A 25087-nucleotide genomic window follows, 5' to 3' on the forward strand; every position below is an offset into this window, starting at 1 on the left:
TTCTTGTGTGCAAATATAGCTATATTTGAATCCAAACCTGTTTAACCATGTTCAATTTGCATATAGCAACCATTGGCATTATTGCCGCCAACGTAATTGTGTCTTTACGCGGCTTTAGTGACTCCACTTTTTTTGACCGATATAAATTCAGTATAGGAGGAATACAAGCTGGACAACGGGAGCGAACCGTTACTTCCGGCTTTTTACATGTGGATATTTCCCATTTGTTCTTCAATATGTTCACCCTGTACTTTTTTGCCAATGTGGTGATCAATTGGTTTGGCCCGGGAAAGTTTTTGATCATTTACTTTATCAGTCTTTTGGCTGGAAGCCTTTTGGCCCTCTTTTTCCATAAGAACGAGCCGTATTATAGTGCCGTTGGGGCCAGTGGGGCGGTCACAGGGATTTTATATGCGGCCATATTGTTGAACCCTGATATGCAATTGGGAATTATGTTCATTCCCATTCCATTGCCCGCATACGTGCTTGGGATAGCCTATTTACTCTATTCCATCTACGGCATGAAAAGCAGATTGGGCAATATTGGGCATACAGCTCATTTTGGTGGCGCCATTGGAGGCTATGCCACCACTTTACTGTTTAAACCGGAGTTATTTGTTACGGATACGTGGATTGTAATTCTGTTGGCCATTCCCATAGTGATTCTGTTTGTCCTAGAGAAGATGGGCAAAATATGACCCACAAAAAAAGGGTCAAGAAAACTCTTGACCCCTGTCTGTTTTTAAATGTGCTCTTCCTTAATTAAGAAGCTCCGACACTTTTTCCTCCAGGGCAGACCCACGTAAATCCCTTGCCACAATAACCCCGTTTTCATCCAATAGAAAAGCAGCGGGAATGGCATTTATGTTATACATTTCTGCAATGGGGTCCTGAAAGCGCTTTAGGTTGGAGATGTGGTTCCAAGCCAATCCATCGGCTTCAATGGCCCCTTTCCAATCCTCGGCCCGGGTATCCAAGGAAACTCCAATGACATTGAATCCTTTATCCTTGTATTTGTTGTACACAGAAACAATATTGGGATTTTCCATACGACACGGTCTGCACCAGGCGGCCCAAAAGTCTACCAGAGTAAGCTTTCCCTTATTGGTCACTTCGCTCAAGGCCAAGGTTCCACCGTCTGGGGTAGGTGCAGAAAAATCCGGTGCAACGGCGCCGATTTCGGTGGACTTCATACTATCCAAACGTTCTTTTAATTCCATGGCAGGCTTGGTAGCCTTCATTTCGGGGGAGAGCCCCTCAAATAACGCCTTGATTTCATCTTGCGGAATGGCTTTACTCATCATAAGGTTGCCAATGATCAGTACTGAAATCAATGCATCGGGATGGTTTTTGGCGAAATCAACATTAAAGGTTTTGGCTTCTTCCTGAAACTCAATCAATTCTTCCCGCAAAGCGTTTACGGTTGCCGTGTCTCTTTGTTGGGCAGCGGTCCTCATATCATTTTGCATGGACATGGCACGTTCAGAAAACGTTCTGGATTCATCCAAAAAGTCCATGAAAAGATCATTTTGAGGCGTTCCCTTAAGTTTGGCATAGTTCATACTATCCTTTTGGAACTGGATGTCGATTTCACCATTTTCAAGAATAAACGGAATGTTGCCTCTATTGGACTGCATAAAAATGTAATGAAGCTTGGGCTCAGCTTGAGCACCTTTGAAGCTAAAAATCCCATTTTCAACCATCGCAGTATCAATATCAACCAACTGATTTATGGAATCTGTGGTTTTCAGGTATATCAACGTACCATTTTCCAATTCACCATCAACCTTGCCATTTAAGGTATATCCATCAGATTTTGAATTACATGATGCCAAGAACACAATACCCAGCACAATTGCAAATACTTTTTTCATTTCTCGTTGTTTAAGCCGCTAAGGTATTCATAACTTATTGCATAAAAAAACCCTTGACCTAATGAAAAGTCAAGGGTATGTTTTAAAAAATGTATTTTCTAGAACTGATATCTAATACCAAGGGCAATATCAAAGTCAAAATCATTGTCAAATCCATCGTAACCCACAAGCCCAATCTCGGGTCTAAAATCCAAGGAAATAAGCAACGGAATATCAAAATTGTACTCCACGCCAATGTCCCCGGCTGCAAAAACAAAGACACCATCGTTGTCATTGTCAAAATTGGGATTTGGCTCAAAATCAACACTACCCAATCCGGCACCAACACCGTAGAACCAGTTAAAGTTCCCATCCAGTTGGTGTACCCATTGATAGATACCAGTGAGTTTAAAGGCGTCAAAATCCCTACTATCACGCCAGCCAAGGTCAAATTCGGCTCGGTTATACCTCCCTATGGATTTCTGATAGGAAATTTCGGCCCCAAACCCATCACTGTCGCCTAAACGGAGACCAAGGGCATGGTTGGAAATCTCCTGCGCACTAACGGAGGCTGTTGCAAACAAAAAAAGCGCAGCAAATAATGTGGTAATCTTCATAAGTTTACTCGTTAAGTTAAAAATTAGAGATAGTTTTACATCTTCTAGAGCATATAAACTTTCTTTGAAGTTAAAAATTATTCCAAATTGGATAAAAATTTGTTAAAAGCCCTTTCTGAAGAATTGCAGGGAGAATTGATGATTGATGACCTCAGCAGAGCTCTCTATGCCACTGATGCTTCGGTGTATCGAAAGACACCTTTGGCAGTAGCCTATCCTAAGAATGAGGTAGACCTGAAAACGTTGATTCGCTTTGCAAACGCAAATAGGGTAGGGCTTATTCCTAGAACAGCAGGGACCTCTTTGGCCGGACAATGTGTGGGTGATGGTATTGTGGTTGATGTATCTCGATATTTCACCCAGATTTTGGAATTGGACAAGGAAAAAAAACAAATAAAAGTACAGCCTGGTGTCGTTCGTGATGAACTGAACCAATATTTAAAACCGTTCGGTCTATTTTTCGGACCCAACACATCAACCTCCAACCGATGTATGATAGGAGGGATGGTAGGGAACAATTCTTCTGGGACTACCTCCATTCAATATGGGGTTACTAGGGATAAGGTATTGGCCATGCATTGCGTGCTTTCCGATGGCAGTGAAGCAACCTTTTCGGATATTTCCAAAGCGATGTATGCTTCAAAAAAGCAAGAAGAAACTTTAGAAGGTAAGATTTATGCATCCCTGGAAAAGGAGCTTTCCAATGAAGAAAACAAAAAGAATATTCTGGCTGAGTTCCCGAAACCCAGTATACACCGAAGAAATACAGGGTATGCCGTTGATGAACTTTTAAAGAACAATCTTTTTGGAAACGATAAAGAAGATTTCAATCTCTGCAAATTACTGTCTGGTAGTGAGGGCACTTTGGCGTTTACTACTGAGATTACCCTGCAATTGGACGATTTGCCACCTCCATTATCCGCTATGGTGGCTACACATTATAAAACTTTGGAAGATTGTTTGAGCGATGTGGCCCCGGTAATGCAGCACAATCTGCATACCTGTGAGATGATGGACAAAGTCATCTTGGATTGTACTAAAAACAATAGGGCTCAACTGGCCAATCGTTTTTTTGTGGATGGAGATCCAGCCGGAATTTTAATGTTGGAGTTAAAGGCCCATTCCGACGAAGAACTTCAAGAGCAACTAGAGTCTTTATTGAAAACCATCGAGAAATCAGGGCTAAGCTATGCCAATCCCATTCTAAAAGGCGATGATATCAATAAGGCCATTGAGCTCCGCAAGGCCGGATTGGGACTGCTGGGCAATATGGTGGGCGACCGAAAGGCCGTAGCCTGTATTGAGGATACTGCTGTGGCCTTGGAAGATCTCAAGGATTTCATCATGGAGTTCTCCCAAATCATGAAAGGGTACGACCAGCAAGCGGTGTATTATGCCCATGCTGGGGCAGGGGAGCTGCACTTGCGTCCCATCCTCAACCTCAAAAAATCGGAAGATGTGGTCCTGTTCCGTTCCATCACGACGGACGTGGCCAAACTCACCAAAAAATACAACGGAAGTTTTAGTGGGGAGCATGGTGATGGTATTGTTCGTGCGGAATTTATCCCATTGATGATCGGGGAAACCAACTATGAGCTGTTGAAACGGGTAAAAAAGATATTTGATCCCAATAACATCTTCAATCCTGGAAAAATTGTGGATGCCTTTCCCATGGATGAGTCCCTTCGTTATGAGGTGGACCGGGAAGAACCTGAGGTAAAAACCTTGATGGATTTCTCAGACAGCGAGGGCATTTTAAAAGCTGCCGAAAAATGCAACGGAAGTGGCGATTGCCGAAAAAGTCATGCTATGTCTGGCGGTATGTGCCCCAGTTATCACGCTACAAAAAATGAGAAAGATACCACCCGCGGTAGAGCCAATGCGCTTCGGGAATTTTTGACCCAATCCGAAAAACCCAATCGTTTTGACCAAAAAGAATTAAAGGAGGTATTCGACCTGTGTTTGAGCTGCAAAGCGTGCGCCAGTGAATGCCCCAGTAATGTGGACGTGGCCACCTTAAAAGCGGAATTTCTCTATCAGTATCAGGAATCGAATGGGTATCCGTTGCGCAGTAAATTGTTTGCCTACAATACCAAGGTGAATGCTTTGGGAAGTAAAATTTCAGGTTTGACCAATGCTATTTATGGCTCCAAAAATTTAAGTGGACTGTTGAAAAAAGCGTCTGGAGTGGCTTCGGAACGAAGTTTTCCCAAAGTGCACAATTTCAATTTTGAAAGGCATCTGGAAAAATTCAATCTGAAGAACACCGACCTTTCCAAAAAGAAAGTGGTACTATATCTGGATGAATTTACCAAATACTTGGATGTTGAGGTGGGTAAGGATGCTATAGAACTCCTGTGCAAGCTGGGCTACGATGTGGAGCTATTTTACGCTGAAAGTGGAAGAACGTATCTTTCCAAGGGATTTTTGAAACAAGCCAAGAAATTGGTGGAGAAAAATATGGCAAGATTAAAGCCATTTTTAGAGAAAGAAATTCCCATAGTTGGATTGGAACCTTCTGCCATACTTTCGTTTCGGGATGAGTACCAACGACTCCATGATAACAAACAGCTTTTATCCAAATTAGCTGCTCAATCGTTTTTGATTGAAGAATTCTTGGCTCGTGAAATTGCTGAAGGCCATATTACGGCTGAGAGTTTTACAGAAGAGAACCGCACCGTGAAAATCCATAACCATTGCCATCAAAAAGCGTTGAGTAATCAAAAAGTGACCTTTGATGTACTGAATCTACCCAAGAATTATAGGGTCGCGATTATTGCATCGGGTTGTTGCGGTATGGCAGGGTCTTTTGGGTATGAAAAAGAGCATTATGAGACCAGTATGAAGGTCGGTGGTTTAAAATTGTTCCCTGCGGTGAAGAAAAGCGAAAAAGAAACGTTGATCGCTGCCAATGGAACCAGTTGTAGACATCAAATAAAAGATGGTACGAAAAGGGATGCGCAGCACCCTGTATCAATCTTGCGAGAGGCCCTGATTGTCTAACTTTGCTTTATTTTGGGTTTGATTGGTGGTATCTTCCTTTGATGATGGCTCATCGTTGAAATCTTCGTCACTTAGAGTTTCTTCATGAATCTCTTCCATGTCTACCTCCTTGTCGGTGATGGAAGCAATCAGTTCATTCATGTCCATCTCTTTAAGGTCCTCGTCCACAAAGAAAGGGGATAGCCTATCGTGGTTGTAGTGATAGATTCTCCAACGTTTGAACGAATACTCCAAAGCGGTCAAATTTTCCACCCAATCCCCGGAATTAAGATAAATACAGCTACCATATTTATTTTCGTAGCGCTCTTTTTTAGGTTGATGGATGTGTCCACAGATTACATAATCGTAGTCATTCTCAATAGCAAGGTCTGCGGCGGTCTTTTCAAAATTGTTGATGTACTTCACAGCACTTTTAACGCTGTTTTTGATGCGTTTGGACAGCGAATATTTCTCACGCCCCAATTTTACCAACCACCAATTCACAAAGCTGTTTATCAAAATAAGAAGGTCGTATCCGTAGCCGCCCAGTTTGGCCAACCATTTGGCGTTTTGGATGGAGACATCAAATACATCCCCATGGAAAATCCACGCTTTTTTGCCGTCCAAATTCAAGACCAACTTGTTTGCTATTTTAAAATTACCCATTGAAGTATCACTAAACTTACGGAGCATTTCATCATGATTTCCAGTTATATAGTAAACTTCGGTACCTTTTGAAGCCATTCCAATGACCTTTCTCAAGACCTTTAAATGGGAGGGTGGGAAATACCGTTTGCTAAACTGCCAAATATCAATAATGTCACCATTTAAAATAAGCTTTTTGGGCTGAATACTATTAAGGTAGGCTATAAGCTCATCCGCGTGGCAGCCATACGTTCCTAGGTGAACATCTGAAATCACTGCCAGTTCTATCTTCCTTTTTTTCAAGTGTAGAGGGTTTAAATGCAAATAAACAGCGTAGGAATAAACTGAAAATCAATTTCAAATCAATAATTTATGAGCTTATGGTTAACAAAACATCAAGTCTATGAAAACTATGTTACTTAAAGATTAACTAAAGCAGTCACTTTTTAATTAGATGAAGAACATCTACCTTTGGGCAACTGCAAATTTTTATACCGGATGGCTGGAAATTCTTTTGGACAACTTTTTAGATTGACCACCTTTGGTGAATCGCATGGAAAAGCGCTTGGTGGTGTATTGGATGGTTGTCCTGCTGGGGTTGAATTGGATGTGGAAAAAATCCAATCGGAATTAAACCGAAGAAAACCAGGGCAATCCGCAATTGTTACCCAACGAAAAGAACCGGATACGGTTGAAATCTACTCCGGAATCTTTGAGGGGAAGACCACGGGAACCCCCATTGGTTTTGCCATCCACAATACCAATCAAAAATCAAAGGATTACTCCCATATCAAGGATTCGTATCGGCCTTCTCATGCCGATTATGTGTATGATAAAAAATACGGTTTCCGTGATTATAGGGGCGGAGGACGCAGCTCGGCCCGTGAAACCGCAAGTAGGGTAGTGGCCGGGGCCATTGCCAAACAGTTTTTGGACGATATTCAAATCAATGCTTTTGTTTCACAGGTTGGAGAACTAAAAATGGAAAAACCGTGTCAAGAATTGGATTTTTCGTTGATTGAATCCAATCCTGTGCGTTGCCCCGACCCAGAGATGGCCCAAAAGATGGAAGAATACATCAAATCCATTAAAAAAGAGGGCGATACCATTGGCGGAGTCATCACTTGTGTCATTCAAAATGTACCTATCGGTTTGGGTGAGCCGGTTTTCGATAAGCTCCACGCAACTTTGGGTGCAGCCATGCTCTCCATCAATGCGGTAAAAGGATTTGAATACGGGAGCGGCTTCGAGGGGATTAAAATGAAAGGCAGCGAACATAACGATGCTTTCAATCCAGATGGTACCACCAAAACCAATCGAAGTGGGGGCGTGCAAGGCGGTATCAGCAATGGAATGGACATTTATTTTAATGTTGCCTTTAAACCTGTAGCCACCATATTGCAATCATATGAGACCATCAACAAAGAAGGTGAACCCGTGACAACCCAAGGCAAGGGAAGACATGATCCCTGTGTAGTGCCCAGAGCGGTGCCCATTGTTGAGGCTATGGCAGCATTGGTCTTGGCAGACTTTGCCTTATTGGCCCGTACCAACAAAATCTGACCGTATTAGGGCATTTCCCGCCAAAATGCTATCTTACTTTCCTAAAAACTACTCATGCGTAAACTCGAACTGCACTGGCAGATTCTTATTGGGATGCTTTTGGGTATCCTATTTGGATTTGCAATGACCCAGGTAACTTGGGGTAAAGATTTTGTTTCGGATTGGATTCAACCTTTGGGAACCATTTTTGTAAAACTACTTAAACTGATTGCCATCCCTCTTATTTTGGCTTCATTGGTCAAAGGGATTTCCGATCTCAAGGATATTTCCAAATTCAAGAATATTGGTTTACGAACCATTGGCACCTATATTGTAACTACAGTGGTGGCTATCACCATTGGTTTGCTGTTGGTAAATGTATTGCAGCCGGGCAATGGTATTTCAGAGGAAACCGTGACCAAGCTCACGGATACATATGCAGGTGATGTAGGGGTAACTTCTAAATTGGAAGAAGCCTCCCGCCAAAAAGAGAGTGGTCCACTGCAATTTCTGATTGATATGGTTCCGGACAATGCTTTTTCTGCACTAAGTGATAATGGATTGATGCTTCAAGTGATTTTCTTTGCCATCATGTTGGCCATTGCCATGCTGTTGATTGGGGAGAAAAAGGCAAAGCCTTTAAAAGATTTCTTTGATTCCCTGAACGATGTGGTCCTAAAAATGGTGGATTTGATCATGTTAACTGCCCCTTATGCCGTTTTTGCATTATTGGCTGGTGTTGTGGTTTCCTCCAGTGATCCTGACCTGTTGTTGGCACTTCTAAAATATGCCGGTGTTGTGGTCTTGGGACTTGTTTTAATGATTGTTTTCTATTCCATCATCGTATCGGCCTATACCAAAAAGAACCCGTTTTGGTTTTTAAAGGAAATTAGTCCGGCGCAGTTGTTGGCATTTTCCACCAGTTCCAGTGCAGCTACCTTGCCTGTTACTATGGAGCGGGTCGAGGAACACATCGGCGTGGACAAAGAAGTGTCCAGTTTTGTGTTGCCCGTAGGGGCGACCATCAACATGGATGGAACCAGTTTGTACCAAGGTGTGGCGGCGGTTTTTATTTCACAAGCCCTTGGGTTTGACCTTACTTTTTCAGGTCAATTGACCATTATTCTAACCGCATTATTAGCATCTATCGGCTCTGCTGCGGTTCCCGGCGCGGGAATGGTGATGCTGGTCATTGTTTTGGAATCCATTGGCTTCCCTGCGGATAAACTGGCGATTGGCTTGGCCTTGATTTTTGCTGTGGATAGACCCTTGGACATGTGCCGAACCGTGGTAAACGTAACCGGTGATGCCACCGTTTCCATGATCGTTGCGAAATCTGTGGGGAAACTCGGAGAACCTCATGTAGAGGAGTGGGACGACCATTTGGATGAACTCAAATAATCCACACTCCCCCAACTTAGGTTCTAAAGTGTTATAACGAAATGTATCGCCCTCTCGGATATTTCACCTGAAAGGAAAAATTTTCCTTTTTGGATTCCTGGGGTGTCAGTGCCAAACTCCAAGTCAGTAATCCTTTTTGGTCATCATAGCTGGCATTGTTGGTGACCACATCATCCACTTTAATTTCCTTGTCTTGGGACATCGGAATCCTATCCATGAGTTTCAAAGTGACAGCAACATTCTTGTTGTTTTTTACCTCAAGATTGTAGGTGCGATCCAAAATCCGGTTGCTTCCGGTGAAGGATTTACTTTTAAAGTTACGGTCTTGTTGACGCGAAACCGTGATGTTGTTATCAATACCCAACGAAAGTACCATCTCTTTTTTGGTTGTATAGGGGTCTAGTACCGTTTTACCAGCATATGTCCCCTCAAAATAGATATTGGCCTCACCTGGTAACAACTGATGTTGTTCCCAATCCTTGAAACTGGCCGTGAGAAACACATTTTCATTAATGACGGGTGCCGCAAAATATTCATAAGAGGCTGGCATTTTAAAGGTATTGATTTCAATAGCGGTAATGTCCCCATCTGACTTTATGGAATAGGTCTTTTTGATTTCAAATGCGGTTTTGGTAGCACCTTCCTTTATGTGACTTTTCTTTGTGGTGATGATGACCACCCCATTGCTACCTTGATTTCCATATATAGCGCCCGCGTTTGCTCCTTTTAGGATTTCTATATCCTGAATCTCATTTTCATCCAAATCGCCTTCTGAAAAGTTTGTCATCGGAATCCCATCCACAATATAAAGAGGAGCGGGTGGTTGATATTGTACTCTAGAGTTTGCTATCGAACCTGAAACACTGGAATAACCTCGTATGCTAACTCCTGCAGCTTTGCCTTGCAATGTTCTTGAAATATCCTCGCCATATCCTGTAACAACCACTTCCTCTAGCATTGCTGCATCCTCTTCCATATCCACATTCATTATAGAAGAATAGATGGGCAATTCTTGCGGAACCATTCCAATGTAAGAGTAGGTGAGTTCCTGACCATAGGGTACATCCAAGGAATAATTACCATCAAAATCGGTGGTGGTTCCATGGGAAGAGCCTTTTATCACTACGTTGACACCGGGTAGAGGTTGACCCGATTCATCCGTGATAGTACCCACCACTTTTTTGACATTCGGGTTAAAAGCATAGCCTTTTTTCTTAGCTGCAGGCGAATATCTCCGTTGATATGAACTCACAAAGTTCAAATATTTGGCTTCAAGATTCGGTTTGGCAATATTGTAATTGGGACTTTCGGTGGAGAGCACCATTTTTACATTGTTCCAATCCTGACCCGTTTTTTGATACACATTGGCTTTGTAGGCTAAATTCAAAGGAGCGTTCAATCCAGTGGATTTGATATCATAATTGGGCACCCAACCCGCATCTTCCACCAAATAGGTAAGGGTAAGGTTCAAGTTGGTGGCAATGGGTGCATCGAATTTGATGGAAATCTCACCTTGTTCTTCCTCTGGGGCACTGTTGGCCTCGACCAATTGCTTTTGAAGGGCAATGATTTCCAGATTGGTTTCGTTGATGTTTAGATTGGACTTAAAAATTTCATTTTTAATGGCAGTGATGCGTTCTCGATAGTATTGGCTTACTCGTTTTACCTGCTCCAAATCCAAGGTTTGACTATCGCTGTTTACCAATCGGTTCGAGGTGATTACCTTTTCCTCCTCTTCCAGTCCCAATATGGTGTTTTTGAGCAAAGCAATTTTATGTTCCAACGTCTTAATTTTATCTTCCCACTCTTTGACCATGGGATTGCTCTCGGATTTTTCTAAATAGTTGATGTTGTAGGCAATGGAAAGAATGGACACGGCATTGAGTCCAGAAATTTGAATGCTACTCTCATCAATTTTATGGGAAAGTCCAGCAAAAATAACTTCATTGGAGCCTTCGTTTAAGTGGCATTCTGCGGTTCTAGTGATTTGTGCTCCGCTAAGGTAAACGGTCACTTCCTTTATTTTGGAAGGTTGTTTTTGTGTGTTGGGAAATAGTAAAAGGGGGATGGATAGAAAGAATAGAGCTATTGTTTTCATAATGGTCGGATTTAAATGTTGTTCCAAACCTAGCAATGACACTGCTCAATTAAAATAAGGAATGCGCAACGGGCGAATTCGGTTTAGCGAAAGCACCGTTTCAATGAGTCAGTCCAAAAATTGGACTTTAAAGGGCAAATAACAGCGGTTAGGGTACTAGCACAATTTGAAAACCATCCGCTCCCATTCCTGTTGATGTTTTATTCGCGTCAAGGAGCATCTGTCCGCTTGAAAGAACAATTCCAAATTGCTCTTGACCATCGATTTCCAAAAACTGCTCACCTTCCACGGTTAAAATGGCGTAGGAATAACTACCCGTAGGGAAACCATCGTAAATAACATCAGCTTCGTTTTTGTTTTCAACATTCAGTGTACCGTTTTCTGCACTGAAAGCCCATACAATGACGCCAGATTCATAATCATCATCGATACCCGCAAATCCACCACTGATGTGCTGCACGTTCCAAGTTCCTGTAAGCGCATCCTTTTTGGGCGCATCATCACCATTATCGCAGTTGGAAAGAAATATTCCAAATATGAATGGTATTAAGAGGTGCTTCATGTGCTTTTTTGGATAAGATGTAGTATCCATTTATGCGTTGCGTGATTACATCACCCCAAAAACTTAGCCTTCAACTCAGGGGTGGGAATCATACAAGATTCTTGTTTGCCGAACCATTTGTAGCGGTTTCGGGCCACAAAGTCATAAATGGCATTACGGATGGAGGTGGGAATCCAGCTGAACACCGCGGTCAATTTCCAAAGTCCACCAAGGTCTTGGGCAATCTCCAATGCGGCATCGGATTTGGTATAGTAGGCCACCCCTGGTTCAATGAGGATAATGGAATCCACTTGGCTGATATCGATTTTGCGTTCTGCGATCAGCTTTTCGCCAATTTCACTTTGTAGGGCCGCATAGCGAAACAGGTCCTTTTTGTCCCGTTTGATCACAAACTGGACCGAACCGTTGCAGAGGTTGCACACTCCGTCGAAAAGAATAATTTTCTTGCCCTCTTCCATACCACAAAGATACGGAGGTTTGGTATGAAAGCCTAGAGAGAAACGGGAGTGAGTGGAGTTTTGCAATTCAATTTGCCCCTTCAGCTAGGTGCCTTTTAATTATTTGAGCAATGGTTCTGGGCAACTCGTCCTTCAGGTCTGTGCGGTAGGAGACAACCATATCCAAAGGAATGTTGAGTTCGTCTATTTCCAAATAGTTTACCTGTAGGTTGTAGCCTTGTGTTATGCTTTTGGGCATTAGTGATACTCCAATATCCTTTTCTACCAATTTTAAAAGTGAGAAAGCATTGATACTTTCATGCTGTATCTGTGGGGAAAACCCATGCCGGCCACACGTACTGATAATCTCATCTCGAAAAAAGGTTCCAGCAGCTCTTGGGAAAAGTAAAAAAGGAACATCTTTCAATTCGGATACTTTTGAACTTTCCGTTATGTTCCATTTACTATTGGATGCAATCGCCAGAAGTGTAGTGTCCGTAAAAATGTTTTCAGAATGCACATGGGCCATTTCTTTGTGGGGTCTGCCTATCATGATATCTATTTGTCCGTCCAGCAATTGATTGACGAGATTCAAGGTGGTGGTTTCCACAATGTTCACCTTCATTTTTGGAAATTTCCCTGCCATCTCATGGATAAGGTTGGGCAAAATGTGTGTCATGGCGGAGCCAATACAGCCGATGGTTATGGCACCGGTCAATGTTGATCCCATATCAGCTATGGAAGATTTGATCATCTCCACCTTTTTCAATAGCTGATAGCCTTCTTGCTGAAGAAACTTTCCAGAAGGTGTGAGGGAAACATTTCGCTTATCCCGTTTAAAAAGTACTGTACCCAACTGTTCTTCCAGGTCTTTTATCTGACGGGTGAGGGCAGGTTGTGCAATAAAGAGCTTTTCTGCTGCTCTTCTAAAGTGGAGTTCTTCGGCCAGGGTTAGAAAATAGTGGATATGTCGCAGTTGCATGTGATACTTTTTAAGTATCAGTTAATGTATAAAATTCTATTTTTATTATCAAATAACATCCAGCATCTTTGTAAAAAAAAGATGAAGCATTTTATTACGTATCCCTTGGTTTTTGTATTCCTTATTGTGCTAGAGGGATGTGAAAGCCCAACTATTCAAAAGATGAGAACACCTAAGTTTATAGAGATTGTGGTCCAAAACCATCTGGTATCGCATGGTTTTGATGCCGAAAACAAGGAAATTCTGGAAGAGGTCATTGTAGAAAAGCCCACCAAGAAACTCCTTCGAGTGGATAGAATCCAATCAGTTAGTGAAAAGTATATCCTTACCTCATACGGATTTGGTCGGTTGGTTTATTGGGAGTATGAGGGTTCATATACGGCACTGAAGGAATTGCTACTCACGGATAGTGACAAGTAGACTAAAACTGACGCGGGATAAGGGATGCCTTAGTTTTCCGCAATCTTTTTAAGTGAGTTTAGTGCTTTGGGCCAGGTTCCATTAAAATAGTCAATATAATCCTCTGCAGTATCCATTTCAATGGTTACGGTGGTAATGCCGTCACTTTCTTGAAATGAATAGTTTTCCAAACTTCCTGCCCAAGGTTCCACTTGTTCCCCAGAGGTTATCTCAGTTTCGCCATCCAACATGCCAATGTGTCTTATGGATACAAATTCGGCGGGTTTGTTTTCCGCAATTTCGGAAATCATTCCCGCACGCTTGCCATTTTCGTCCGTTCCCACAAAATACATTTTCTCGCCTTTGGTCCAATTGCCTTCATAGGTGGAAGTGGGGTTGAATTCAGCCGTCCATTGTTCATAGGTGGTGATGTCGTTTAACCCTAACATGGCTTCATAAACTTTTTGGGCGGGGGCTTTTATTTGGGCACTAAATGTTATTTTTTTCATGGTGTAGTGTTCAATTCATTTCGTATTTGCTAGTCCCGGGCAGCTTTAAACTCACTGCCTTCATACCATTTTGGAAAATAGGCTTCATTGGCCAACTTCAGGCCCACATTAAACAGCAACTGAAGGTCCAATTGTATACCACTTAATTCCGTAGTTTCAGCATGATATTCATCGGAAGGTTGGTGGTACTTGTACATCCTATAATCATCATTATACTTTCTGATGTCCTCAATGCTGATATCAAAGCCTTCATAGGCGCCACTTGCATACAGGGCAGGGATCCCAATTTTGGCAAAATTAAAATGATCGGACCTAAAGAAATATCCCTTTTCCGCCTCTGGGTCCGGGATAACATACCTGTTTTGTTTTTCGGCAGCTTCTTTGGCATATGCATCCATTTCAGAATGTCCATACCCGGTAATGGTCAAATCCTTCATTTTTCCGGGACTATCAAGCGCATCCATATTAATGTTGGCCACGGTTTTCCCGGGCTCGTAAATCGGGTTTTCGGCATAATAGGCGGAACCCAATAGGCCTTGTTCTTCACCCGTAACGGCGATAAAGACCAAAGAGCGTTTGGTTTCACCGCTTTTCTTGAAGGCTTCCGCGATAGCCAATAGACCGGCGGTTCCCGAGGCATTGTCCACAGCACCATTGTAGATGGAATCCCCGTCTATAACTTTTCCAACACCAAAATGGTCCCAATGTGCGGAGTAGATGATAAATTCATCTTTTTGCTCTGTACCGGGCAGCAGGGCCACTACATTTTTAGAGACGTCTTTTTTAATTTCATTGGAAATCCCTACCGAAACCGTCAAGTCCAGCGGAACGGGTTTAAAATCTTTGTTTCGAGCCAAGGTTTTGTAATCTTGACCTTTCATGGCAGAGGCATCAAACATTTTGGTGGCACTTTCTCCGCTTATCCAGGATTCCACATCCAAAAGGGGTGCATCACTTTCAATGGTCAAGCGGGCACCGCTCCAGCCAGCTTCTACCACATTCCATCCATACGCGGCGGGTTCGGTATCATGGATGATGATAAGTCCATCTGCACCTTGCCGGGCTGCTTCCTCATATTTGTAGGTCCAACGGCCATAATACGTCATTTCATTGCCTTTGAATAAGGTTGAATCCCCAGATTGAAAACCGGGGTCATTAATTAAGACCACGGCTGTTTTGCCTTCCCAGTCAACACCCTCATAATCGTTCCATCCATATTCGGGAGCCACAACGCCGTAGCCTGCAAAAACAAGTTCGGAATCTTCAAGGCTGACTTTGGTTTCGGGTTTATTGGTTGTGGCCACAAAATCCTTCAGGCGTTCTAAATCAAAACTTCCGTTTTTACCGGAAATCACCATTTTTTCCGTGGGCGTTCCCGTAATTTCCACCATTGGCACATCTTGAAAAAAGCTATCGCCATTACCGGGTTGTAGCCCTAATTTTTCAAATTCGTCTTTTAGATAGTTCACGGTGATGGTCTCACCTTCGGTGAAGGGCTTTCTTCCCAGAAATTCATCGGATGCCAGACGTTCCAAGTGGTGGGCTAGGGTGACTTGGTCCACTTCAACGGGGGTAGGTTCTGATTTTTTCTCGTTTGCGCAGCCGCCGAAAAGTAGGGCGACCACTAAAATTTTTAGATACTTTTTTATCATGGGTGGTATAAATTGAATGTGAGGTTTATTTATAAATTTTGTTGTACTTCCGTTATTTGTAGGTTACAAATTCTTCTCCAGCTCTGAAATTAGCCAATTTGCAAACTCGTTCCGCTCTCGTAAACTTGATAAAATCAATTGTTTCCGATATAAAGCCCTTCTAATCTTGCTTCTACCTTCAATGGAGTTTATGGCTTTCAGCAATAGTTGCTTTCTTTTGGCCTCGCTTTGTTTGTAGGGAACGTTGTCTGAAAATGAAGGTGTTGCTGTATTTGGGGCTTCAATTTGTACTTGATTGAACCAAAAATCTTCATCTTTCCCAGTTTCGTTTGTTTCCCAATTCATTTGTTCCTGAGTATCCTTGGCCGATGAAATATAATAAACCCCAATGGCATTGTCCAACTCGGGGTTGCCTGATAAATTGGACAAACTTGTATTTTTTATTTTCTCAAAAGTTTGGGAATTCACATAGAAAGAGGTGTTGGTTAATGGAAGTTTCCTGAACAAAGAGTCTGTCTTGATATTTAAAAATACGGAATCAGTTAGCAACTCAATACTGTTTTTACTTTGCCGCTCATAGACTTCTATGCTATACGAAAAATACAGCGTATCCATTTTTATATCTTCTATGATCCCTTTCATTAGGGACTGCTTTTTGTTGTTTTCTATTCTTTTTTCGTTCCAAGTATTGATTTGAAGTGCAATTAAAATTCCAATGACCACAAGCACAATTTCCCCAATAGCGTACAGGAGGTATTTGGTAAATCGGTTTTCCTGAAGTAGTCGTTGACGTATCCGTCTAAAGAACTTGATCATAATTGTATGGGTTATTTATTCTAAACTTCAGATTTTTATATGCCTTCCAATGTTTGAAGGTCTTCTTTTAAAGTATGGGTATAATCCTGAATATGCTGAGAAAATCGAAGAATCAATTGTGTGTAGGCGAATTTATAATCCGCCAACCGCTCAAAATCTGCCGCCAAGACCAAAGGGTCGTTTTGGGCCCATATTTTGTCTTGTATTTCAGTTCCGCCATCAAAAAAATAGCCTTGTAACGGATAAGAAGATTTCTCATTTAGAATATCAAAGTACTTATCAATCATGGATGTATTGGCATTTATAAAATCATTTTGTTCTTTAATAAGCGTTGCCATGGACTGACGAATATCTGCAGGATAGTGTACCGTATTGTTGCCCACCAAACTTACGAGCGTGGTGTTGTTAAAACTATAATCTACCCGTACTAAAAAGGGAAATTTATACCGGAAGAGTTTAGCTATGGTATCAGGTTCGGATTGCGAGGCTTTGATTCGTTTTTGAATCACCTCAAATACCGTACTGTCCGCTTTAAGCCTAACAATTAGGTTGTTAAGGTCTAAACTATCCTTTTTAAAATCACTGATTAAGGAAATGGAATAGTTTTTTCGGACAATAGCATTCTTTCGGCTTTCATTCCAATTGTTCACTTGCAAAGCGATCAAAATACCTATGACCACCAGTACAATCTCACCAACAGCATAGAGCAAGTATTTACTGAACTTATTTTCTGAAAGTAATTTTTGGCGGATTTTTCTAAAGAATTTGATCATTGGGCTACAGGAATAAATTCATAATTCTTTTCAGAGAGATTGACTACAAGTCGAAATTTTCCCTTTTCCGTTGGGATATTGGGGCCAAACCATTCCAGCTCTCCTTTTGGGAAAGTGGCTCCTCCCCAGTTTACATTCCAGCTTTTGTTTTCCCTGATCTTAATGTCTTCACCGTTTAAGTCGACAATGGCCTCCCAAATCGCATTCTTTTCGTCCACCTGTATCAAAAAAACATCATTGCTCCAGTTTTTATAGGATGTACCATCTCCAACGATTCCAATATTTTCATAGAGCAGCCTAACATCGGGATACAGGTTTTGAATTTGGGCCATCGAATTGGTTGCCATTTCAGCCAATTGTGCAAATACATTTTTTTCAAAGTCTTTTTGTTGGGCAAGTTGAATCAAGCCAGTTTTAATTTCTTGTGTTTGGAGTAGCATTTTTGCCTTCTCCCAATCTTTTTTCTTGAAGTATCCTGGGTCGTTCAACGTTCCCATTAAGAGCGAATATCCAAAATTAACGGCTGGGACAGGTAAGCCTTCCTTGATTAAAATTGTTGAAATGGGGTTTTCACTTACAGCAATATCAGAAGAAGACTGGGACAGATAATTGGTCAGATTTCGCGCCAGCAAGTTTTCACTTTTATCCTTTGGGTTGACAACCATGTTTTGAATATGAAAGGCTATGGATGTAGTAAAGACATCAGGTTCAGACTCCATATAAAAAAGAAGCCCTGGAATTTGCTCAATGTTTAGGGAATCGGAATAGTTGTAGAGGCTATCTGCATACCTTTGTTGCAGGTCCAATCCCTTAATATTGGAACGTAATTCCTGTTTCTCCAATTCCAACACATTGTAGATCTGCTCAATAGTAGCTTGATAGTTTTCTTTTCGTTTCCGCTCCTCATTCCAATTATTGATTCGGAGCGCAATCAAGATTCCAATGACCACAAGCACAATTTCCCCAATGGCGTAAAGGAGGTATTTGGTAAATCGGTTTTCCTGAAGCAGTCGTTGACGTATCCGTCTAAAGAATTTAATCATGGATATTTGGTTGGTTTGGTCATAAAAACGTAAAGGGGCTCCCTAAGTTCACCTATTTCTGGCTTAAAAGCAAGTGGGCCACAAGAAACGATTATGCGTGCGTAGGGGCAAAACAACATGTTGATTGTCTACAAAATATATACTTATATCAAAAAGGGACATCTATATTACAACGTTAGTTGTTTAATCAGTACATTTATTTTCCCATAAGTTGTATTGCGAAAAATAACCTAACACCAAATGAAGTCCCTCAATTTTATTTTACTTTTCCTTCTTTCTTTTATTGTCATCAATTGCTCCAAAGACCCAAGCCCAACCAATGAGCTTGACCCAGAGGATGTAGTTGAACCAACCCCTGAAGAACCAACACCTGAGGAACCGGTACTGACGCAAGAGGTGTATTTTACGTTTACCACAGATGAGTCCTTCCAACCTGAGGTTGGACAGAAAGATTGGCTGATATTACATGATGGCGAGGGTGAATTATTGGACTTTCGTTCTTTTGATAAGGGAGATCAATTGGTTTTTGATAAAAGGAGCGATAGCATTCCTGATAGTTTTTCTGTTACGCTACTTAAAGTCCGATTTCTAGAATCAGATCGATGTGATGAATATGCCGAGCATTACTTGCAAACCTATCCTGAAATTGGGAAAGGAAGCATTTGGTCCTACCCAAATCAAGGAATGGTAGACAATGATACACCTGGAACGATAGGGGAATTTAAACTTAAGGTAGCTGATATTCCAGGTACGGATGGCTTCCGACTCTTTGACAGCAGTTTTGTATCCGTACCATGGCGTAGAGTTTCTGCTTCCGCCATTGCTGAAAAAAATACCGCCAATACCGCCTTACAAATAGAGTTCAGTGGATTGGATCTTTATGACGAAGATGCCAAGTATCTCGTATCTATTATGGATGAGGAACTGAACCTAAAATATAAGTTTTTTGAAAGCCCCATGATCGATGAAACTTTGAACTTTAGTTTTGACGAATTCCAAGAATATGATTCTTATGCCTACCTACCTGCATATCCTCCAAATCGTTTTAATGTATTTAGCTTGTCGGGACAGGTTAAAGGAGAAAATAGAACCAATGATTCAGGTTATGTGATTCAAGAAATCCTAAATACGGATATACAAGACCCTATACCCATTGGATTTTTAGACGAGTTTGACTATTATAAAACCAACTTTATAATAAGCTTTGAGAACTTTGGTTATCAATATCTTGGATATGGGCCAAAACCGCAGATTGAAATCCCCAGTGAACCTGCTTTATCTGTTTCCAATACTCAAATCGCTGATTTTGAAATGAGCACTGATGTGAATTATATCAGGAAAATTAATACCTGGGGAAGTAATTATGCCGAAATATGTGCAAATACCCGATGGGTTGTCCATTCAGACCAAAATAATTTTCCAAAAAACCTAAAGGTACCAGAGACCATTACGGAACAATATGATTTAATGAAAATCGATGAGTTGGAATTTCAAGGGCCAACACTTTATTTACAAGCTGAGTCCTATCACGATTTTGTATCCAGCCAATTTATAGTTCCGCCTTCACCAAATGAAATAAAGGAGTATACCATAGAATCCATTAGTTTCACATACTAACGTTTGGGTAGCTTAAGTTCACCCATTTCTGGGTAAAAGCAGGTGGGGGAGATACAATCTTGTGGGAGGGGTAGTTCTAATCCCTCGCAATTGTGGTTATGCATTGTTGCAAGTAGTTTTTATTAGTTTAATTTTTCTATCAGTTCTTGCATAAATAAAAGCATTGAAAATTTAACAAATTCCAATTCAGATTTGGTAAATCGAATTTCTTCGTCCAGATAAACAGCTTTTTTTATACTTCGATTTCGTATCGAATTGCAGTTTTTTATAAATTTTTCATCGGCTTTTGCGATTGAGTGAACAATTAAATGTCTACATTCAAATGCAAATTTTATGTCGTCTAATTTTTGGTCTTTATCAATTTTAATCCCTAAATAATTCTCGAATGATTTAATAACATTTTCGATGTTTTGAAAAGTCAGTTTCTTTTTGGCGACAAGTAATTTTTTCAAAAGATTCGGATTTTGATTGACTTCGTCAATTTCATCTAAAGTCAATTGTATTTGATTTTTAGCGCTTTTAGGAAGTTTATCATTTGAATATTGAAATTTTAAAACAGTTGAAAAGATTTTTTCAATGGTCAATGTGAAATGAGAAACTAACAGTACCAAACATTGATTATAGATTATGCTATAGTGTTTTGTAAAGGATTTGTTTTTGTTAATTCCTTCTAATGCCATTATTGCATTATCCGCTAAATAATATGGATTATTAATTTTAGGAGCTCCATCTTTTAATTTATCATTCAGACTTTTCAGATGATGAAGACAAAAATCCATTATTTGCTTGTCAAATTGGATTAATTCAGTTACTGAGTCAATTTGGTTTTCAAAGTTCTCATTTATTTTTATTAGTTCTTTTTTCATCTAATTACTAGCAACTTGTTTATTTGAATGTAAAATACCTATCCTGGCTAATTTCACTCATTTCCTTCTCAAAACCAATCCTTTACAAACCGAGCTTTCAAATAGTTATCAACTTGTAACCTTTTAAAATGTATATTTGGAGTGCGAAACGTATTTTTTATTCTATTGCCCTCCAACCTCTACATGTCTTAAATAGAAGATAAAGGATAGGCAAATGGGTGCGAGTCCCTAGACCATTCAGGGCATAGCTTTGATACGTTTCGCGGTGACCTATCCTCATTTGTTTAACTTTTTTAACCTACTCTATTATGCGAAACGGAGAAAGTCAAAATCAATGTCCACATTGCAAACAAGATATTGCAAAGGACAAAGCGCAAAGCGCGCCTAAAATTTCCCAATGGCTCACCCCGGCCCAAGTGCAACTCTTGGAGTATGCCGATCACCTGGATGGCCCCGATCTGGTAAAATCCCTAAAACTGCTCCACGATATTACCATTTACCATTCCCATGAACCTTTGGATGAGGCCGAAAAAGATGCCCTCTTTACCGTAAAGGGGTTTTGGGAGTGTATTGAGAAGATTACAGAATAAAAAAAAGGCCCTAAAAAGGGCCTTTCTTGGTTTGGTAAGCAGTTTGTTTATTTTTCGTACACTTCCTGGTATTCGCCTTCGCCCTCATCAATGGTAAGGGTCAGGGTGTTACCAGCAATGCTGTATTCCACTTCGTAGACATCATCATTTCCGTAGTCCAATTCCAGGACACCTTCAGACACTTCCTCCCAATTTCCCGTTGCATCTTGGTTTTGTTCACAGGTGCCGGAGCCATCATCGTAGTACGTGAAACGGAACACTCCGTTTTCTTGAAAGTCGATGATTTGATTTTGTTCACAATCGGTAGCGGGCAGTTCCCCTTCATTATCAATATAAGCAGCGTAATTCCATATACCCAGTAACTCTGTGGTGGAATTGTTTTCTTCTGGAGGGGTTTCATTTTCGTCGTTGTCACAGGAAACAAAAAGAAGGCTCATAGCCAACAAGGAAAAGTAGATTTTTTTAATCATTTTGCTAGTATTTATTTGGGGTTAGGGTACAAGAACGGCATACAACCCGCTATATTGTTGCTTCCGAAAACAAATAGATAACCTACTGAACAATAAGGAAAAAATGCCCTCTTTGCCAAGGGACTTTGGGAGTGTATTGAACGCATCAATGCGTGAAGTACGAAGTTTGAAGTACGAAGTCAGAGGTCAGAGGTCAGAAGTCAGAGGTCTGTTGTCTGATATCCGATGTCTGAAATCTAACTTCTTAGAAAATCACTGCGCGGTCTGCACTTCACTAAATTGGATGACCGGTTGTATGTTGGTGTAGTTTGGAACATCGGCCCGTAGTTTGTCCCCAATGGGTCCCATGGCATTTTGGAAGGCTTCCATACTTTCAAAATAGAAATAGCCTACGGCTACATAAGGGGAGGGGCTGTCCGGTGCGCCGCCCGAGAGGCCTTTGTCGATCATCATGGCTTTTAGGTCATCGCCCATAAGATTGGCCGCCATGGCCATGTGGTTGTTGATGTAATAGTCCATATCAAAGGTTACGTCTTCGCCATTGGGGTAGAAAATGGTCATTTTGATCATGCCCTTTTCAATTTTGGGGTAATCGGCGGCTTCATTTTTCGTAAATCCCAATAGAATAATCAGGGCTAGGGCTAGGAGTGTGGTTTTTGTTTTCATATGCTGTTGTTTAGTGTGATGATTTTATAAAATTGTGCAAGTGAATATAGTTATAATTCGATTAGGTTTTTTGGCATGGGGTAGTGTAAGGTGTTAATTGTTAGGAGACAGAAGTCAGGGGTCAGAAGTCAGGGGTCAGGAGACAGGAGACAGGAGACAGGAGTCAGGAGTCAGGAGTCAGAGGTCAGAGGTCAGAGGTCAGAGGTCAGAAGTCCGAAGTCTGAGGTCAGAAATCTGATATCTGAAATCTGTAGTCTGAACTAAAGAAATGGTTTTACGAAAAGGGTTGCCAATATGTCCATAAATCCGGCTCCCATTGAGGATAACCAGAAGTAATCGGCAAAAAAGAAGATACCCAGAACGAGTACGGGTGTAATTAAGTCGACCCACACTACTTTTTTGAGCTTTACAAAGTCAAAAAGAAACAAAACGGCTGCCGGGAAAATCTGTACCCCCTTGTTGAACAACTGGCTTGCTTGAAGGCCAAAATCAAAGGACACCCTAAAAATAGCAGCGCTGGTGCACATTACCATGCAGCCCAGCATCAGCCGCTTGTGCAGAAAGGCTTTTTTTCGGTAGACAAATGCAAAACCGAACAGGATATAGGCAGACAGTAGACGAAATACATTGTGCCCCGCCGAATCGACGGTGTTGGTACCCACATAGGCCTTGTAGACGACGGGAAAGAAACCGGTTGGAATCATTGCAGCCATGATGACAATTCCAAGGACACCCAAGGTCATGTGTGTTTTGTAGCTTCGGTAACGGATTAAAAACACTTGCACCGCGTACAGCAAGACCCAAAGGGTGAACGAAATTCCATGAATCACAAGATAAGCGGGAATCGGTTCGGGGTTATCAAAATATTTGGAGAGATAGAAGGACGGCGCAAACCCCCAAAACACGATGAGGATAAACCAAATGGCCGAAAAGATAAAATATCGGTTTTCTGAAGTGGCTTTCATACCAAGAAATTGCTAAATACGGAATTAACTACTGGGGGAAAGCTTCTAAGTTCTTTTTTAAGGTTCTTTAATTGGAAGTTTCATCGATGAATTCATCTACATCATTTTTGAATTTCTCCATGGAAGGCAGGTGTGTGTACATCATGTGGCCTGCTTCATAATATTTCATAATGATGTTCTTCTTCAGATCCGCATCCAAGCCCATATGGTTGATGGAATGTTCCACACCAAAAAATACGGTAGCCAAATCGTAGTACCCATTTAAAATCAAAATTTTGAGATTGGGGTTTCGCTTCATGGCCGAAGTCATGTCAGGTAGGGTAGTAGTGGCAACTTGCATGTTCCAAATAATGTTTCCATTGTGCTTCCAGTCCCATTTAAAACCTTTACGTGACCCAGCAGTGGTAGTGTAGGTTAAATCTTTTCTCACCTTTAGGTCATTGTACAGATAATCCTTGAATGCGGCAATGTAAGGCGTGGAAATCGCATCACTTTGTGGGTCTGTTAGCGAGTTTTGAGACAAAGGGTCTTCGTTGATTCCCACATATCGGGAATCCAATCTTCCTACCGTTTTGCCTTCGTCTCTCAGCAATTCCTGAAAATATTCTTCATTGGTGACCCTTAAATCTGCCTTTAGATAAAAATCCTGACTCAACCCTGAATAGTCTGCCAATTTTTGGGCCATTGCATTTTTTTCCGAGGCACTCAACTGGTCGCCTTTAAGCAGGGCCGGGGCATATTCATTTTGAGTGAATGCACGAACCTCATCCAAAAAGGATTCTAGATTTTCTCCCTTGTTCTTTACTTTATTGTGATACCAAGCCGTAGCAGCATAGGTTGGAAAATGAATCAGGTAAGCGGTATCGTCACCTGGTCCAAAAAGCAGATGCTGCAAGTCAAATACTGCCGAAACCATGACCACCCCGTTCATAGCTATACCCTTATCCTGAAGGTGTTTGACCAACCCTGCATTTCTGAAGGTGCCATAGCTCTCACCCAAAAGATATTTTGGCGAATTCATTTTGCCTGTTCTTATAAGGAACTGTTCAATAAAGAGCCCAATACTTCGAATATCTTGGTCAACGCCCCAAAAATCCTCCCATTTGGCATCACCCACAGGTCTACTGAAACCAACACCAATGGGATCAATCATAACCAAGTCGGCCTTATCTAAAATGGAAAATTCATTATTAACCACCTTGTACGGAGCAGGTTTGGAATACGAAGGGTCGTTGGTTTCAATTCGTTTAGGGCCCAATACCCCAAAATGAAGCCAAAAAGAGGCTGATAATGGACCTCCATTGAAAGCAAATACAATGGGTCGATTATTGGATGGATTTGTCTTTTGGTAATGTGTAAAACCAAACAACGCAATGGGTTCGTCATTTTCATCCCTTAGCTGAACTGTACCTGTTTCCGTGGCCAATTGTGTAGTTCGGCCATTAATGGTAACCGACTGGGTGGAAGTAAATGTTTCGGCTTCGGGAATGTCCTTTTGAGTTTCTTTTTCTTGTGAAAATGCATTAACTGTAAAGAAAACGAATGCAAATACCAGGATTAATTTTTTCATTAAGGTTGATTTTTGGTTTAGACCTTTAAAAT

General features: G+C 41.3%; 24 protein-coding genes. 7 read left to right on the plus strand and 17 right to left on the minus strand.

From position 1 onward, the window contains the following. The first annotated feature begins 47 nt into the window (after positions 1-47). On the plus strand, positions 48-698 hold the full coding sequence (locus J0X14_RS12555; protein WP_207098146.1) for a rhomboid family intramembrane serine protease: 651 nt from the start codon (positions 48-50) through the stop codon (positions 696-698). Positions 699-758: 60 nt separating this feature from the next. Here the strand turns inward: J0X14_RS12555 and J0X14_RS12560 are convergent, their stop codons facing one another. Then, positions 759-1874, minus strand: a complete 1116-nt coding sequence (locus J0X14_RS12560; protein ID WP_207098147.1) for a TlpA disulfide reductase family protein — start codon at positions 1872-1874, stop codon at positions 759-761. A gap of 98 nt (positions 1875-1972) precedes the next feature. Further along, positions 1973-2470, minus strand: a complete 498-nt coding sequence (locus J0X14_RS12565; RefSeq protein WP_207098148.1) for a hypothetical protein — start codon at positions 2468-2470, stop codon at positions 1973-1975. Positions 2471-2557: 87 nt separating this feature from the next. Here J0X14_RS12565 and J0X14_RS12570 point away from each other — a divergent pair, with 87 nt between their 5' ends. Further along, a complete protein-coding gene (locus tag J0X14_RS12570; protein WP_207098149.1) occupies positions 2558-5473 on the plus strand; it encodes an FAD-binding and (Fe-S)-binding domain-containing protein in 2916 nt (971 codons plus the stop codon). Here the strand turns inward: J0X14_RS12570 and J0X14_RS12575 are convergent. Continuing rightward, on the minus strand, positions 5444-6400 hold the full coding sequence (locus J0X14_RS12575; protein ID WP_242528020.1) for a UDP-2,3-diacylglucosamine diphosphatase: 957 nt from the start codon (positions 6398-6400) through the stop codon (positions 5444-5446). The two genes, J0X14_RS12570 and J0X14_RS12575, sit on opposite strands and share 30 nt — an antisense overlap. A 195-nt stretch (positions 6401-6595) precedes the next feature. On the opposite strand from J0X14_RS12575, the gene aroC reads away from it, so the two are divergent. Both aroC and J0X14_RS12585 read left to right on the plus strand, forming a co-directional pair. After that, the gene (gene aroC, locus J0X14_RS12580) at positions 6596-7660 is read left to right on the plus strand and encodes a chorismate synthase (RefSeq protein WP_207098150.1); all 1065 of its coding nucleotides are present in this window, start codon (positions 6596-6598) and stop codon (positions 7658-7660) included. Between the two features lie 54 nt (positions 7661-7714). Further along, entirely contained in the window at positions 7715-9040 is a 1326-nt protein-coding gene (locus J0X14_RS12585) for a dicarboxylate/amino acid:cation symporter (RefSeq protein WP_207098151.1), read from the plus strand. 31 nt (positions 9041-9071) lie between these two features. On the opposite strand, the gene J0X14_RS12590 is transcribed toward J0X14_RS12585, so the two are convergent. The 4 genes from J0X14_RS12590 to J0X14_RS12605 all read right to left on the minus strand — a co-directional run bounded on the left by J0X14_RS12590 (position 9072) and on the right by J0X14_RS12605 (position 13119). Continuing rightward, a complete protein-coding gene (locus J0X14_RS12590; RefSeq protein WP_207098152.1) occupies positions 9072-11138 on the minus strand; it encodes a mucoidy inhibitor MuiA family protein in 2067 nt (688 codons plus the stop codon). A 148-nt stretch (positions 11139-11286) separates the two neighbouring features. After that, positions 11287-11700, minus strand: coding sequence for a hypothetical protein (locus J0X14_RS12595; RefSeq protein ID WP_207098153.1), 414 nt, complete (start codon positions 11698-11700; stop codon positions 11287-11289). Between the two features lie 50 nt (positions 11701-11750). Beyond that, positions 11751-12158, minus strand: a complete 408-nt coding sequence (locus J0X14_RS12600) for a thiol-disulfide oxidoreductase DCC family protein (RefSeq protein WP_207098154.1) — start codon at positions 12156-12158, stop codon at positions 11751-11753. 67 nt (positions 12159-12225) lie between these two features. Further along, positions 12226-13119 (minus strand): LysR family transcriptional regulator, encoded by an 894-nt coding sequence (locus tag J0X14_RS12605; RefSeq protein ID WP_207098155.1) that lies wholly within the window; start codon positions 13117-13119, stop codon positions 12226-12228. A gap of 162 nt (positions 13120-13281) precedes the next feature. On the opposite strand from J0X14_RS12605, the gene J0X14_RS12610 reads away from it, so the two are divergent. Then, positions 13282-13539: a hypothetical protein gene (locus tag J0X14_RS12610; RefSeq protein WP_207098156.1), complete on the plus strand. Its 258-nt coding sequence runs from the start codon at positions 13282-13284 to the stop codon at positions 13537-13539. Between the two features lie 29 nt (positions 13540-13568). On the opposite strand, the gene J0X14_RS12615 is transcribed toward J0X14_RS12610, so the two are convergent. The 5 genes from J0X14_RS12615 to J0X14_RS12635 all read right to left on the minus strand — a co-directional run bounded on the left by J0X14_RS12615 (position 13569) and on the right by J0X14_RS12635 (position 18311). Further along, complete coding sequence (locus J0X14_RS12615) at positions 13569-14027, minus strand: SRPBCC family protein (RefSeq protein WP_207098157.1); 459 nt, start codon at positions 14025-14027, stop codon at positions 13569-13571. Positions 14028-14056: 29 nt separating this feature from the next. Further along, positions 14057-15679, minus strand: coding sequence for a M28 family metallopeptidase (locus J0X14_RS12620; protein ID WP_207098158.1), 1623 nt, complete (start codon positions 15677-15679; stop codon positions 14057-14059). 63 nt (positions 15680-15742) lie between these two features. Next, entirely contained in the window at positions 15743-16495 is a 753-nt protein-coding gene (locus J0X14_RS12625; RefSeq protein WP_207098483.1) for a DUF6090 family protein, read from the minus strand. A gap of 35 nt (positions 16496-16530) precedes the next feature. Next, positions 16531-17268, minus strand: a complete 738-nt coding sequence (locus tag J0X14_RS12630; RefSeq protein WP_207098484.1) for a DUF6090 family protein — start codon at positions 17266-17268, stop codon at positions 16531-16533. Then, on the minus strand, positions 17265-18311 hold the full coding sequence (locus tag J0X14_RS12635; RefSeq protein WP_207098159.1) for a DUF6090 family protein: 1047 nt from the start codon (positions 18309-18311) through the stop codon (positions 17265-17267). Before J0X14_RS12635 ends, J0X14_RS12630 begins: the two co-directional genes overlap by 4 nt. Before the next feature lie 240 nt (positions 18312-18551). Between J0X14_RS12635 and J0X14_RS12640 the strand changes: the two genes are divergently transcribed. Continuing rightward, complete coding sequence (locus J0X14_RS12640) at positions 18552-19928, plus strand: hypothetical protein (protein WP_207098160.1); 1377 nt, start codon at positions 18552-18554, stop codon at positions 19926-19928. Positions 19929-20050: 122 nt separating this feature from the next. On the opposite strand, the gene J0X14_RS12645 is transcribed toward J0X14_RS12640, so the two are convergent. Next, the gene (locus J0X14_RS12645) at positions 20051-20794 is read right to left on the minus strand and encodes a hypothetical protein (protein WP_207098161.1); all 744 of its coding nucleotides are present in this window, start codon (positions 20792-20794) and stop codon (positions 20051-20053) included. Between the two features lie 308 nt (positions 20795-21102). Here J0X14_RS12645 and J0X14_RS12650 point away from each other — a divergent pair, with 308 nt between their 5' ends. Continuing rightward, positions 21103-21384 carry a hypothetical protein gene (locus J0X14_RS12650; RefSeq protein WP_207098162.1) on the plus strand — a complete coding sequence of 94 codons (282 nt, stop codon included), beginning with the start codon at positions 21103-21105 and terminating at the stop codon, positions 21382-21384. A gap of 47 nt (positions 21385-21431) precedes the next feature. On the opposite strand, the gene J0X14_RS12655 is transcribed toward J0X14_RS12650, so the two are convergent. The 4 genes from J0X14_RS12655 to J0X14_RS12670 form a co-directional block, all read right to left on the minus strand. Next, positions 21432-21854: a lipocalin family protein gene (locus J0X14_RS12655; protein WP_207098163.1), complete on the minus strand. Its 423-nt coding sequence runs from the start codon at positions 21852-21854 to the stop codon at positions 21432-21434. A gap of 252 nt (positions 21855-22106) precedes the next feature. Beyond that, complete coding sequence (locus J0X14_RS12660) at positions 22107-22520, minus strand: EthD family reductase (protein WP_207098164.1); 414 nt, start codon at positions 22518-22520, stop codon at positions 22107-22109. A gap of 260 nt (positions 22521-22780) precedes the next feature. Next, positions 22781-23485, minus strand: coding sequence for a hypothetical protein (locus J0X14_RS12665; protein WP_207098165.1), 705 nt, complete (start codon positions 23483-23485; stop codon positions 22781-22783). A 67-nt stretch (positions 23486-23552) separates the two neighbouring features. Further along, on the minus strand, positions 23553-25055 hold the full coding sequence (locus J0X14_RS12670; protein ID WP_207098166.1) for a S10 family peptidase: 1503 nt from the start codon (positions 25053-25055) through the stop codon (positions 23553-23555). Positions 25056-25087 lie beyond the last annotated feature (32 nt).

Source organism: Allomuricauda sp. CAU 1633, assembly GCF_017313225.1.
GTDB lineage: Bacteria > Bacteroidota > Bacteroidia > Flavobacteriales > Flavobacteriaceae > Flagellimonas.